16 protein-coding genes are annotated in these 13,426 nt (G+C 67.6%); all 16 read left to right on the top strand.

All coding sequences use genetic code 11. The annotated features are described in order from the left end of the window. Positions 1 to 147, top strand: coding sequence for a hypothetical protein (locus ODE13_RS09900; RefSeq protein ID WP_322479131.1), 147 nt, complete (start codon positions 1 to 3; stop codon positions 145 to 147). Position 148: 1 nt separating this feature from the next. Continuing rightward, on the top strand, positions 149 to 2,017 hold the full coding sequence (locus tag ODE13_RS09895) for a phage portal protein (protein WP_322479130.1): 1,869 nt from the start codon (positions 149 to 151) through the stop codon (positions 2,015 to 2,017). Positions 2,018 to 2,186: 169 nt separating this feature from the next. Next, positions 2,187 to 2,879 carry an HK97 family phage prohead protease gene (locus ODE13_RS09890; protein ID WP_322479129.1) on the top strand — a complete coding sequence of 231 codons (693 nt, stop codon included), beginning with the start codon at positions 2,187 to 2,189 and terminating at the stop codon, positions 2,877 to 2,879. A 111-nt stretch (positions 2,880 to 2,990) separates the two neighbouring features. Continuing rightward, complete coding sequence (locus ODE13_RS09885) at positions 2,991 to 4,241, top strand: phage major capsid protein (protein ID WP_322479128.1); 1,251 nt, start codon at positions 2,991 to 2,993, stop codon at positions 4,239 to 4,241. A gap of 73 nt (positions 4,242 to 4,314) precedes the next feature. Further along, complete coding sequence (locus ODE13_RS09880) at positions 4,315 to 4,728, top strand: SAP domain-containing protein (RefSeq protein ID WP_322479127.1); 414 nt, start codon at positions 4,315 to 4,317, stop codon at positions 4,726 to 4,728. Further along, positions 4,728 to 5,279 carry a hypothetical protein gene (locus tag ODE13_RS09875; RefSeq protein WP_322479126.1) on the top strand — a complete coding sequence of 184 codons (552 nt, stop codon included), beginning with the start codon at positions 4,728 to 4,730 and terminating at the stop codon, positions 5,277 to 5,279. Before ODE13_RS09880 ends, ODE13_RS09875 begins: the two co-directional genes overlap by 1 nt. Positions 5,280 to 5,290: 11 nt before the next feature. After that, positions 5,291 to 5,647 (top strand): phage head closure protein, encoded by a 357-nt coding sequence (locus ODE13_RS09870; protein WP_322479125.1) that lies wholly within the window; start codon positions 5,291 to 5,293, stop codon positions 5,645 to 5,647. 10 nt (positions 5,648 to 5,657) lie between these two features. After that, positions 5,658 to 5,840, top strand: coding sequence for a hypothetical protein (locus ODE13_RS09865; protein WP_322479124.1), 183 nt, complete (start codon positions 5,658 to 5,660; stop codon positions 5,838 to 5,840). Next, the gene (locus tag ODE13_RS09860) at positions 5,833 to 6,213 is read left to right on the top strand and encodes an HK97 gp10 family phage protein (RefSeq protein ID WP_322479123.1); all 381 of its coding nucleotides are present in this window, start codon (positions 5,833 to 5,835) and stop codon (positions 6,211 to 6,213) included. The genes ODE13_RS09865 and ODE13_RS09860 overlap by 8 nt, the downstream gene beginning before the upstream one ends. Then, positions 6,206 to 6,616, top strand: a complete 411-nt coding sequence (locus ODE13_RS09855; RefSeq protein WP_322479122.1) for a DUF3168 domain-containing protein — start codon at positions 6,206 to 6,208, stop codon at positions 6,614 to 6,616. The genes ODE13_RS09860 and ODE13_RS09855 overlap by 8 nt, the downstream gene beginning before the upstream one ends. A 23-nt stretch (positions 6,617 to 6,639) precedes the next feature. After that, positions 6,640 to 7,050, top strand: a complete 411-nt coding sequence (locus tag ODE13_RS09850) for a phage tail tube protein (protein WP_322479121.1) — start codon at positions 6,640 to 6,642, stop codon at positions 7,048 to 7,050. Then, positions 7,050 to 7,439, top strand: coding sequence for a hypothetical protein (locus ODE13_RS09845; RefSeq protein ID WP_322479120.1), 390 nt, complete (start codon positions 7,050 to 7,052; stop codon positions 7,437 to 7,439). Before ODE13_RS09850 ends, ODE13_RS09845 begins: the two co-directional genes overlap by 1 nt. Positions 7,440 to 7,456: 17 nt before the next feature. Beyond that, positions 7,457 to 7,729 carry a hypothetical protein gene (locus ODE13_RS09840; RefSeq protein WP_322479119.1) on the top strand — a complete coding sequence of 91 codons (273 nt, stop codon included), beginning with the start codon at positions 7,457 to 7,459 and terminating at the stop codon, positions 7,727 to 7,729. A gap of 13 nt (positions 7,730 to 7,742) precedes the next feature. Then, positions 7,743 to 9,956, top strand: coding sequence for a phage tail tape measure protein (locus tag ODE13_RS09835; protein WP_322479118.1), 2,214 nt, complete (start codon positions 7,743 to 7,745; stop codon positions 9,954 to 9,956). Continuing rightward, entirely contained in the window at positions 9,953 to 10,738 is a 786-nt protein-coding gene (locus ODE13_RS09830) for a hypothetical protein (protein ID WP_322479117.1), read from the top strand. Before ODE13_RS09835 ends, ODE13_RS09830 begins: the two co-directional genes overlap by 4 nt. Next, entirely contained in the window at positions 10,738 to 13,410 is a 2,673-nt protein-coding gene (locus ODE13_RS09825) for a phage tail protein (RefSeq protein WP_322479116.1), read from the top strand. The genes ODE13_RS09830 and ODE13_RS09825 overlap by 1 nt, the downstream gene beginning before the upstream one ends. Positions 13,411 to 13,426: the final 16 nt, after the last annotated feature.

The raw sequence follows: 13,426 nt of genomic DNA, 5'->3' as shown, positions 1-13,426 counted from the left end.
ATGTCTGAGAAGACGCAATCGAGGCTCGAACTCCTCGGCGCCGGGCTGGCCGTGGCCGGGGTCGCCCTGATCTACATTCCAGCCGCCCTGATCCTTGCCGGTCTCGCCCTCATCGCGATCGGCAACCTGCCCAAGAGAGGAGGCTGATGTGCCGATTCTTCGTGAGTTCTTCTCTGCCTCTGATCCTGTGAAGCGGGGCCGGATGCCTCGACTCGGCGGCACCTCCACGGCAGCCGGGGTCGCGGTGGACGCAGAGCGGGCACTGCAGGTCTCCGCCGTTTACGGCTGCGTGCGACTGATCTCGGAGGCCATCGCTCAGCTGCCAGTCCACGTCTACCGGCGCACCGCGAACGGACGCGAACAGGTGCGAGACCATCCGCTGATCCCACTGCTGACGGACCGCCCGAATCCTGACGTGGACGCTGGAGAGTTCTTCCGAGGCATGGTCGGCTGGATGCTGCTGCGCGGCAACGGCATCGCCTACCGGGAGATTGGCGGCGATGGCCGCACCAAGGGTCTGTGGCCGATCGCCCCGACCTCGGTGGAGATGAAGCGCACCGCCTCGGGCAAGCTGTCCTACCTGATCACGCTGAACAGCGCGGAGTACGTGCCCGGCTTCACGCCCGGGCAGAAGCGTGCTGTGCCGCAGGATCGCATCCTGCACTTCCGGGCATTCGGCATGGGCAACTGGGGGCTGTCCCCGATCGGCCTGGCCCGCACCAAGATCGGCACCGCATTCGCGGCCGAGGAGTACGGCGCCGGATTCTTCGCACGCGGCGCCCTGCCCGGCGGCGTCCTCACCACTGACGGCTCGTTGACTGACGAGCAGTTCGACCGACTGAACCAGCAGTGGAACGAATCGCACGGCGGATTCGGCAAGTCGCATAAGCCTGCGGTGCTTGAAGGCGGAGTCAGCTGGGAGAACGTCGGCCTTCCGCCGGCCGAAGCCCAGTTCCTGGAAACGCAGAAGTACACGTCTTCGACCATCGCAGGGCACATCTTCTTCGTGCCTCCACACCTGATCGGCGACGTGGAGCGCTCCACCTCGTGGGGCTCCGGGATCGCCGAGCAGGGTGTCGCGTTCGTCCGCTACTCGCTCATGCCGTGGATCGTACGACTGGAGCGCGTCCTGAACCGGCTGTTCGCCGAGTCCGACCTGTACGTGAAGTTCAACGCCGCCGCCCTGGAACGCGGCGACATCAAGACACGCTACGACGCCTACGCCATCGGCAAGCAGTGGGGCTGGCTCTCGACCAACGACATTCTCCGCAAGGAGGACGAGTCCCCGGTCGACGGCGGCGACGTCTACCTGCATCCGCTGAACATGGTGCCGGCCGGCACCTTCGACGAGCCCGAACGGGCACGCCGCAGCGCAGGATCCGCGACGCGGTCGCCGTCGATGCGAGAGCGGCACGTGACGGCCCACGAGCGGGCGCTGTCTCGGTTCTTCGCTGATCAGCAGGAGGAGATTCTGGCGGAGTACACCGGGCGCGGAGCCCGAGCGATCGACCGGGAATCCTCGGATCGCGAGCTCGCCCGACTGCTGGCCTCGCTGGGTTTGTCCGCTGCGCTGGATTCCTCGCGTGAGGTGCTATCGCGGTTCGGCCTGGATCTCGACGACGGCGGCTTCGCTGGGTGGATGTCGACGATGGGGCGCAACACAGCACGCCAGATCAACGACTCCACCTTCAGCGCGGTGGCATCCGCATCCAACGCAGACGAGATCCGCAACGTCTTCGAGAACCTGACCACGGCGCGAGCCTCACAGATCGCGGTCAGCCGGGTCACCGAGGCGTTCGGGTTCGGGCGCCAGGAGGCAGCCAAGCAGTCGGGCGCGAAGAAGAAGACCTGGCGGACCAACTCGGGCAATCCCCGCTCGGAGCACGCGGCGCTCGACGGCGAGACCGTCGACGTCGGCGACACGTTCTCCAACGGGGCCCGCTGGCCCGGCGACTGGGCGAACCTCGACGCCGACCAGGCTGCAGGTTGCCAATGCGACATGGAGGTCAGCACATGACCATCTGCGGATCGACCAGTACCGGGTGCCGTGGGCTCTGCGTGCTCCGAGAGGGACACCCGGGTGAGCACCAGTGCGGAGACGAGGCGCACGACCGCCAGCAGCAGGAGAGGCAGAAGGGGCGCCCCGCCCATGACCGACAGATGACCAACCCCGGAAGGGACAGATCATGAACCGCGTGTACCTCCACGGCTTCGCCCAGCGTGCCGAGGCATCCGGCACTGAGCCCGGTCGGCCGATCCGATTCATCGTCGCCACCGAGGGCCGTAAGGGCGACGGCCTGAACCTGCAGATGAGTGGTGCCAACCTGGAGCGCTTCAAGGCCAACCCGGTCGTGATGCCCAACCATGACTACTCGCGGCTGCCCATCGGGCGAGCCGAGAACATCTCCATCGAGGACGGGCAGCTGCTGGCTGATGCCGTGTTCGATACCGGCAGCCCCGAGGGCGCCGAGACTGACCGGCTCTACCGTGAGGGATTCCTCAACGCAGTCAGCGTCGGGTTCGACATCACCGACATGGACACCCGCACCGGCGACGTCCACGAGTGGGAGCTCATCGAGTTCTCTGCTGTCTCCGTGCCCATGGACCCCTCCGCGGTGGTCGAGTCTGGGCGCACCCTCGCCATGGCCCGCGCCTTCGACGCGGTCCGCGAAGGCGCCGCCCTGACGGATGACCACAAGGCCGCGGTGCAGCAGGCCGTCGAGTCCCTGAGCGCACTGCTCAACGACGCCGAGGAGGAAACCTCGCCGGAGGGCGGGGAGGACGCGCCCGCTGGCGACGCGCAGGAGGACAGCCGGGGCCTCGCCCTGGCGGCTGCGCGGCTCGGCGTCGACTACATGGAGCGCGTGAGCTCCGCCTGATTCTTCCGCGCCGCCCTCGCCGGGTGGCGCGGTGCCCCTCGTCGGGGCGACCACGCCTGCGCGCAGCAGGCATCCCTTCACTACCCATACGACAACCGAGGAGGTTGAACGATGCCTTCGAGCATTGAGCTGCGACAGCAGCGCGCCAGCGTGGTCGAGCAGACGCGAGAGCTGGTCACCCGCAGCGAGAACGAGAACCGCGACCTGAGCGCTGAGGAGCGCCAGTCCTACGAGCGGATGAACAACGAGTTCCGCTCCCTGACTGACCGCATCGAGCGGGTCGAGGAGCAGGAGGCCCGCGACCTGGAGATGGCGCGGTCCATCCCCAACCCGGAGAACCCGGAGGCCGGGTCTCGGGAGTCTGGCGCCAAGGGCTACCGGACGTCGAACCTGCCCGGTGACGCCGAGGCCCGCGACGCTCGTATGGCGTTCCTCGACCTGATCCGCCACGGCCGCGGCGGTCTATCTCCCGAGGCACGCGCCCTGGTGCAGGACGAGGCCGGCGAGATCCTGGTGCCCGAGGCGCTGGAGACCGAGCTGCGCCGCGACATCCCGGCCCTGACCGTGGTGCGCAACATCGCCGGTCAGCGGACCATCGGCACCAACCGTGTCCGTCGTCGCTCCCTCGACGAGGTCTCTGTCGGCTGGGGCAAGCTGGAGACCGGGGACCAGAGCCTCTCCGACTCCATGCCCTCCACCCCGCAGGAGGAGTACACCTACATTCAGGACCTCTACGGGCTGGCCAAGATCGGCGAGGACGAGCTGATGGACTCCGACGTCGACCTGGAGGCCTTCGTCCGGGACAGCTTCGCCCGCGCCATCGCCGAGGCCGAGGACACGGCCTTCACCATCGGTGGCGGCAACTCCTCGCACCAGCCCACCGGCTTCATGACCTCCGGTGGCGGTGTCTCCTCGGTTGATGCCGGACAGGCCGATGGGGTCACGGTCGATGACTTCAAGAAGCTCATCTACGCCGTGCCCTCTCAGGCCCGCCGGAACGGCCGGTTCATCCTCGCCTCCACCACGGAGCTGCTGCTGTCGACCCTGAAGGACGACAACGGCCAGTACCTGTGGCAGCCCAGCGTGCAGGCAGGACGTCCGAACACTTTCCTGGGCTACGCGCTGGAGAACCAGGAGGACATCGCCGAGGTTCCGGGTGACGGCTCCGAGCAGCATGTCGCCGCGTTCGGTGACTTCAACGCTGGCTACCGGGTCTATGACCGCATGGGCGTGACCCTGAAGCGACTGGAGGAGCTCTACGCCGAGGAGGGCATGGTCGGCTTCAAGGTCCACTTCCGGGTCGGTGGCGATGTCACCAACCCGGCCTACCTGCGCCGCCTCCGGGTGCCGGCCACCGGCTGATCCCGCTGATCACCAGTCCCGTCCCCGCGTCTCTGGTGCGGGGGCGGGGCGGGTCCAACCCTGAGGAGTGGACATGAAGATCGTGATGAACAACTCTGTGGCTACCCGTGGCGGGAGTCTCACCAAGGGGCGCCAGGTGGACGTGCCGGATGGTGTGGCCCGCTCGCTGGTGGCCGCTGGGCACGCATCCGTCGTGGATGGCCAAGACGTGACGCTCGACGTCACGACCACGGAGCCCATCGCGGAGCAGACGGTGCAGGCCGAAGCTGAAGCCGATGGCGACGCAGTCTCTGCGGACGAGGCAGCCGAGGAGGAGCCCGACGAGCCTTCCGATGCGCCTGCCGATGAGATCGCTGAGGAGTCCGCGCCCGAGTCGGTCGACCTGGACTCGCTGAAGGTGGCAGAACTCCGCGAGCTGGCTGCTGAGCGCGACCTCTCAACCGCGGGGACGAAGGCGGAGCTGCAGGCTCGTCTGCGGGGTGAGTGATGCCCTACGCGACACCGGATGAGTTGAAGTCGCTGACCGGTTGCGAACTTGAGAACGCTGAGCTGGTGCTGCAGCTGGCCTCGTCCACGATCGACGCCTACGTGCGGCACAGTCTGACCGAGGCCGAGGTGGAGGAAGTCCTCCCGGGGTCTGGTCGTCCTGTCCTGTGGGTGGTCCCTCCGGGCTGGCCGCTGGACGTGGCCACCGTGGTCGAGGGTGACGCTGAGGCGTTCGAGGGTGAGGACTTCCGGGTCCGCGCCGACGGTGCCCTGCGTCGCCTCGACGGCGGGGTGTGGGACGAGGACGTGGAGATCACCTACACCACCGGCTTCAAGGAGGACTCTGCAGAGCTGCTGACGGCCAAGCGGATCACGCTGGAGCTCGCTGCTCGTGCGGTGGCGAATCCGCAGCTGCTGGACTCGCTGGGATTCGACAGCACCTCGCCGAGCTTCGTGGTCCGTGAGGGGCAGAACATGCTGCCGCAGCTGACCCTGAGCGGCCTGCAGCGCGAGGATCTGCGCCCGCTGATCTGGCGCCGGAGGCTCGCATGATTCCCCCGGGCATGCAGTGCGCCATCGGCAACTACGCGAAGCGGCTCATGGTCTCCGCGCAGGTCTGGCGCAAGGAGACCACCACCGATGAGGGCGGCGGGCAGATCGTCGACTGGGTCGACCAGGAACGCACGATCAGCGTCGAGCTGACCAGCCCCTCGGATACCGAGCTGCAGGTCGCCGCGCAGATGGGCGTGACGATCACCCACAGCGCCATGATGCCGCTCGACGCCGAGGTCTCCTACGGCGACCGCATCGAGGTCGACGGCGAGTTCTACCAGCTGCAGTCGGACCCGCTGTCCTCCACTCACAGCGCGATCGCCCGAGCGACCGTGCGCAAGACCCCATTCGATGAGACGACCAGCTGAGGAGGCTGTCATGGCAACGACCCGATACCGGAACAAGACCACCGGCAAGATCGCGACCTACTCGCGGATGATCCCGCGGCTGGAGAAGTCCAAGTCCTGGGAGCGCGTGACAGAGGCGAAGGCAGAGCCCAAGGCGCAGGCCAAGGCCGAGTCCAAGACACGGGACAAGGCCGGGGGCAAGTCCGGTGGCTAAGAGTCTCCGGGTCAAGATCGACGGCGCCGGCCAGCTCAAGGCCGCCGGCGCCCGGGCCGCAGGTCGCATCAAGCAGGAGCTGCAGTCCGCGCTGGAGGCCGAAGCGGCCGAGCTGGAGCAGGACGCCCAGGACAACGTCCGCGTGGACTCCGGCGACCTGCGCGACTCGATCGAGGCACGCGTCGGGGACATGACTGCTGACGTCGCCCCGCGTTCGGGGAACCTCGATGGTCCCTATGAGAAGGCCATGGTCAACGAGTTCGGCAAGAGCTCGGATCCCGGCCAGCCCTACATGGTCCCGGCCGCCGAGGCATCCCGGAAGCGCTGGCCCGAGCGGGCCCGGCAGGCCATAGAGAGGGGCGCGAATGGATAACACCGACCCGGTATGGCCGATCCAGGCCGCGATCTACCAGGCCCTGACCGGCGATGCCGAGCTGATGGCCGAGGTGACCGGAGTCTACGACCACGTCCCGAAGAACACCGAGTTTCCCTACATCAGCATCGGCGAGACGACGGTGACCCCGGGCGGCGCCCATGACCGCTTCGGATCCCGGTCGACGATCACCATCCACGGCTGGTCGACCTACCACGGCAAGCGGGAGATCTCCGCGCTGGCGAATCACCTGGTGCGGATCCTCGATCACCAGCCGCTGGAGATCGAGGGGCTGCACACCGTCTACGTGCATCACGCACAGACGGTGACTCAGACAGAGCAGGACAACGACATCCGGCACGTCGCGTGCCGATTCTCCATCGAGACAGAGCACGCCGCGTGAAGCGGCAGAAAGAGGACTGAACCATGGCCGGCATTGATGCCTTCGGCACCACGCTCTCCCGCGAGGATGACGCGGGCGGCTTCGAGCCCATCGCCAACGTGACCTCGCTGTCCCCGCCGAACATCTCGCGGGAGACCCTGGACGTCACCAGCCACGACAGCCCCAACGGGTACATGGAGTTCCTGGGCGGGCTGAAGGATCCCGGCGAGGTCTCCGTCGAGGTCAACTACGACCCCTCACAGCACGACAAGTTGGTCGACGACTTCGAGGAAGACGACCCGATCAAGTACGAGATCGCATTCCCCGACGGCACCGTGTGGGCCTTCGAGGCGATCCTGACCGCATTCGAGCCGGATGCACCCTACGACGACAAGCTCACTGCGGAGATGACTCTGAAGGTCACCTCCAAGCCGGAGATCACGGAGGCCGCCTGATGACTCTACTGTCCAAGTCCGACATCCTCGGAGCCGACGACCTGCCCACCCGTGACGTGGAGGTGCCCGAATGGGGCGGCACCGTGCGCGTCCGTGGCCTGACCGGACAGGGGCGTGATGCCTTCGAGATGAAGATGGCCGCCTCCCGGAAGAACCTCGGTGCGGTGGATGACGTACGCGCCTCGCTGGCCGCGAAGTGCATCGTCGGCGAGGACGGGGAGCGGATGTTCACCGACAAGGAGGTCGTGCAGCTGGGCCGCAAGTCCGGGGCTGCTCTCGACCGCGTCTATGGGGCGATCCGTGAGGTCTCCGGCATGGACGAGGGCGCAGCCGAGGAGGCGGTCGAGGATTTCGGCGAGGCGGCTGGCGGCGATTCACCTTCCGACTGACCGCCCACCTGGGCGGGATGACCCGGGAGGAGATGCTCTCGCGCATCTCCAGTGCCGAGCTAACCCAGTGGCAGGCCTATGAGCGTGTCACTGGGCCGCTCGGCACGGAGCGCGACGACACCAACGCCGCCCTGACCGCTTTCTACATCCTGCAGGGCCTGGGTTCCAAGAAGGTCAAGCTCGAGAAGCTGATCCCGAAGTGGGACCGCAAACCGGCTCAGAAGTGGCAGGACATGAAGATGATCGCCCAGGCGATGACCAAACAGTTCAAGGGCGAGCCCAAGAAGTAGGGGGGTGCCAGTCATGGCCAGTCTTGCTGACCTGATGGTCCGCGTCGGTGTCGATGACCAGCTGTCCTCCGGGATCGAGTCTGCCGTGGATTCGGTGGAGCGCAACCTGGGGCGGATCGGTATCGGTGCTGCCGCCGGAGGTGCCGCTCTGGAGGGCTTCGCCCGGGGCCAGGCAGACGCCACGGGTTCCCTGCGCCGGACCTCGATCGCCACCGGCGAGACCGAGGACTCTCTGCGCGACCTCGCTCACGGGATGTCGGACCACACCTTCGCCGCGGCCGACGCCGCCGATGGGATGGATCTGCTGACACAGAAGGGCATCACCACCCGCGAGGGGTTCGAGGAGATCCTGCCTGCGGTCGACACGCTGGCCGATGCCACCGGCATGGAGCTGACCGACTCGATCGAGGCCGCGGACAAGATGCTTGCCCCGTTCGGCGATGACCTCAACGACGTCGGGGAGAACTCCGACCAGATGGCACGGTTGATCACTCAGACCGACGTGCCCCTGGCCACCCTGGAGCGCAACCTGGGCCGGGTGCCGGATGAGCTGCAGGGCCTGGGCTTCGGCCTGGACGACGCGGCCGCCGGCATCGAGCACTTCCGGGATCAGGGCTACACCGGGCAGGAAGCGGTGCGCGAGTTCCGCCGCTCGGTGGCTGACTCCGAGGGCGACATGGACACCTTCCTCGACACCCTGGGGCTGACCGCCGAGGAATGGGACGAGTACGGGGAAGCTGTGGAGCCGATGCCGGGCCTGGCCCAAGAACAGGCCGATCAGATGAACGATCTGATGACCCCGATGGAGAAGCTGCAGCAGAACGTCGAGAACCTGATGTTCAAGTACGGCGGCCTCGCCGAGGCGGCCGGGATGCTGGCGATGCCGATGATGGCCCTGGGGCCGCTGCTGAAGGGGATCCTCACGGTGGTGCCGCTGCTCGCCAAGGGCGTGGTCGGGCTGGTGACGGGCATCGGTGCAGCTGCCACGGCGATCTGGGCGAAGGTCGCCGCCCTGTCTGCCTGGGTGGCTCGCATGGTGGTGGCCGCAGCGCAGGGCGTGGCGGCCATGATCACGGCGGCGGCTCAGATCACGGCCCGGTTCCTGGCGATGACTGCTGCGGCTGTGGCCTCGGGTGTGCGGATCGCCGCGGTGTGGACTGCTCAGATCATCGCCTCCGCGGTCCGCGGTGCGGCCGCCATGGCAGCTGCTGCTGCACGTGTGGTGGCCGGCTGGGTGCTGATGGGTGTGCAGTCGATGATCCACGCCGCCCGCATGGCAGCAGCCTGGCTGGTGGCCATGGGGCCGATCGGCTGGATCATCGCGGCAGTGGTCGGCCTGGCCGCGCTGATCATCGCCAACTGGGACAAGGTCTCCGCGTGGACCGCCAAGGCCTGGGATGCGGTGGTCACCTTCGTCGTCGACGCGTGGAACAACATCGTCGATTGGGTGACCGATGCCGCCTCCAACGCGGCAGATTTCGTCCGCGACGGATGGGAGACCGCGAAGCGCTGGACTTCCGACATCTGGGACGGCATCGTCGATTGGATCTCCTCGATCCCGGAGCGGATCGTGCAGGGTCTGATCGCTCTGGCGCAGCTGTACGTCCAGTTCGGCGAGTGGATCCTCTCGGTGAAGGATGCCGCGGTCGAGAAGTTCGTGGAGCTGCTCGACTACGTGAAGGGCATCCCCGGTGACATCGTCGCCAACCTCGGCGACCTGGGATCGTTGCTATTCGAGGGTGGACAGAACATCATCCAGGGCCTCATCGACGGCATCACCAACATGGTCGGTGGGGTCGGAGATGCGATCTCCGGCGCGGTCGATGTGGTCAAGGACTTCCTGCCCTGGTCGCCCGCGAAGGAAGGCCCGCTGCGGGACAACCCGCCGGAGCTCGGCGGCAACAACATCACCAAGATGCTCTCCGAAGGCATGGCCGAGGGTGAAGACGATGTTGTCGCCGAGGCTGAGCGCATCGCCGCGGCGGCCGCCATCCAAGCCCCCGACGTGGAAGGCCCACGAGTGCCCAGCGCGGCCCGCGTGGACCCCGCCGACAGTGGCTCCGGCGGCCAGGGCTCCGGCGGCGGTCTCACGCTGAATGTGGACATGCGCGGAGCACGCCTGGACTCGGACGACCGGGTCAAGCAGCTCTCGCAGGATCTGAACACCCGCATCCAGCGGGCAGACCGGTCACGGGGCCGCGTCAGCCTGGAGGGAGCAACGCGATGACCAGCTTCACCTACGGCGGAGTCCTGGCTGACGACCTCGACGGTGTCGAGGCCCGGCTCACCGAGTGGCCCTCACTCGGTGGGCTGGAGCTTCACACCGTCGATGCCCCGGGACGCAACGGTCGATTCTTCGGCGGCGCGTCCCGGGAGGCCCAGCAGATCGTCTTCGAGGTCCGCGTCATGGGCCCGTCTGCGGAGCAGACCTACCGGCGCCGGGATGAGCTGATGGCGATGCTCGACCCCGCACGTGGGCCTCGTGACCTGGTGATCGAGGGAGACGAGGACTGGGCGATCCCGGAAGCGGTCGTCGCCGAGTCCATCGACTGGGAACGAGTCATCTGGCGTGGCGCATCGCCTCTGAGCCTGAGAGGAGATGTCGTCTTCGAGACGGTCGGCCCGGAGCCGGCCGCCCTCGAGGCGGACCCGACCGAGCTCACCGCTACCGGGTCACTGACCTACACCCACGACATCGGCAACACCAGTGCCTACCCCACCCTCGTCGTCTCGACCAACGGCAATGACGAGGAGTACACGATCACCATCGGGGATCACGAGGTCAGCCTCACCCGGTTCTACTCGTGGGGCACCACCCACGAGCTCGTGCTCGACTACCACCGGATGGAGTTCTACCTGTGGAACACCGACCGGGATGAGGCGGTGTCCTCGGCGGTGCACCGGATGAGTAACTACGACCGGCCGAGGCTCGAGCAGGGACAGACCTACCAGGTCGAGGTGTCCCCGGCGCGGGCGATCACATTCCGGCCCAACGCGAGGAGAATCTGATGCCGCAGTGGTCCGACCGGTTCGCCTACTCGGGCGAGGTGCCCCTGTCCTGGCCGGACCTCAACCCGGTCGCGCTGCAGCGCATCGCCCCGGCCGGCGGCAGCCTGTACTACGACGCCGTCGACGACACCCGCACCTGGGAGCGGATCCCCGGCGGCGCCAACGACGGGTACACCGACGGCTACTGGGGCCTGCACATGGGGGTCAACACCGTCGACCCGGCCGAGGACCAGGGCCGGTTCGAGCTGGCCCACTTCGACGGGCTCTGGCCTACGGGCGGCCGGCTGCTGCTCGGTCTGTGGGTGCGGCAGCAGTACACGATGAGCTTCAACCCGCTGATGTCCACCCGGGCCGGCGCGGACCCGGTCGTGTACCTGTCGACCTCGGGATCCTCGGGGCGCATCCGTCACCAGGTCTACGACGATGCCGGCGACCTTGTGCTGGACCAGTACGAGGACCACCCGTGGGTCCAGACCACCAGCTACCAGTTCGTTGGCATGCTGGTCGACTACGATGCCCAGACCTCCCAGATGATCAGCGTCGAGCGGGCGGGCCGCCGCGCCTGGACCGGCCCGGTCCGTGACCTCTCCGGGGCACCGGCGACTAGCAGCAGCGCGAACCTCGACATCTTCGACCTGCGTACCGCGAACTACTGGACCGGCGGCGCTTTCGACGAGGCGCTCGTCGCGCACCCCGGCCCCGGCTTCGACCTCGAGGCGTTCGCCGAGGCGATGGCGCATGGCCAGTGGGCCAACGGGCAGGACGAGGACCACCTCGACACGTTCGAGGTCACCGAGGACGGGGTCACCGCCACCGAGGCCGGCACCCTGCACACGGGTGCGGAGCAGGTCACCTGGGAGAAGCAGCCGGTCGTCCAGGGAGCCCCGGACGGGGCGACCCCCTACCTCTCCGAGGACGACGGCGACACCTGGGAGGAGGCCGACCCGGCTGAGCTGCCGGAGACCTTCGACGGGCTCATGCGCTGGGAGATCCCGCTCGACTCGGGGGATGAGTTCACCGGCATCACGCTGACCATCCCGGAGGATCCGCCGCCCGAGCTCGAGTCGATCGGCGACATCACTCTGCGACAGGGAGAGCTGCACACCGAGCAGCTGGAGTTCCAGGTCTCCGGCGACCCCGAATGGTCGGCGACCGCCGACCGGCTGGTCGATGTCAACGTGACCGAGGACGGCACCCTCACCGTCGCCGCCGGCTTCGAAGTTGACACCGGTTCGGTGACGATCACCCTCGCCGACGAGCTCGGCCGTACTGCCAGCCGCAGCTTCACCGCCACCGTGGAGGCACGCGAGTGGGAGGAGGGCGACCCGCCCGTCTACCCCTACGCGCCGGTCATCCTCTGGGACGACGACCAGCCCGCCGCCGTAGTGATCGACCCGACCGAGGCCGTAGTCACCACGGAGGTCAACGGGGAGCACACCTTCGAGCTCAGCATCCCGGCCTCCCACCGGCATGCGCACCTGATCCGCGCCGAGCGGATCGTCGAGGTCGCTGGCGAGCGCTACTGGATCCGCCGCATCAGCACCGCGAGGACAGGCCGCCAGCCAGTCCTGGAGATCTACGCGGAGGCCCGCTTCTATGAGCTGGCCACCGCCGGCGAGGTGACCGGGCAGGACTACACCCAGACCTCCGCGGGCCAGGCCATGGAGGACGTCCTCGAGGGCACCGGGTGGAGTGTGGGCGTGGCGAATGTGACCACCCGGCGCAGCTACGAGCTCGAGGACACCAACCCGTTGGAGGCGCTGCGCACCATCCAGGAGCAGCACGGCGGGGATCTTGTGTTCAACAACGCGGACCGGACGGTGTCCCTCGTGACACGGGAGGGCCGGGACCGGGGCGTCTCGTTCTTCGCCCAGCGTGGCCTCAGCGACGTCCGCCGGGTGGAGGACACCACCAGCCTGGTGACTCGGATCTACGCCAGAAACGAGGATGGCACCACCATCGCTGAAGTCAACGACGGGGTGCCCTACGTGGAGGACTTCAGCTATACCGACGACGTCCGCGAGGCGACGCTGACCTTTGACTCCGGCACCTCTCCGCACGCGATGCTCGACCGGGCACTGGATGCGGTGGCCCGCCGGTCCCGGCCGGATGTCTCCTATGAGCTGACCGTCAGCGACATGTCGGCGGTGACTGATCGGGACATCGACCGGTTCGACGTGGGAGACCTGGTCACCGTCATCGACCCGGAGCTGGGGGTCGACGACAAGCAGCGGATCGTGGCCATGGAGTACAACGTCATCGAGCCGTGGCGCTCGGAGGTCACTCTGTCAGCCAAGCTGCGGGAGCTCGGCTCCGAGGACGCGGGGAACGCGTCGTCGATGACCACCGGCAGCGACGTGTCGACCTTCGACCTGGTGCCGTTCAACCTGCTGCTGAACAGCCGGTTCGACCAGGGCCTGGCGCATTGGGCATCCAGCGGTGCGGAGATCGTCGAGACCGGGCAGGGTACCGGGGACTACGCGGTCCGGTTCGCCGGGTCGGGGGAGCGGTGGATCGAGCAGACCATCGCCCCGGACAACCGGGAGGACTACGCGTTCAGCTTCGACATCGACACTGACGGGCCCTCCGGCTGGACGCCGGACCTCACCGTCGAGGCGGTCGTCGAGTACGAGGACGGCAGCACCGACACCATCGAGCTCGAGCTGAGCTGACCGAAGGGAGGCGCTG

Origin of the sequence: Nesterenkonia sp. HG001, from assembly GCF_034438835.1 — a bacterium.
In the GTDB taxonomy this organism is placed as follows: domain Bacteria; phylum Actinomycetota; class Actinomycetes; order Actinomycetales; family Micrococcaceae; genus Nesterenkonia; species Nesterenkonia xinjiangensis.
This window is presented reverse-complemented; position numbering and strand designations above follow the sequence as displayed.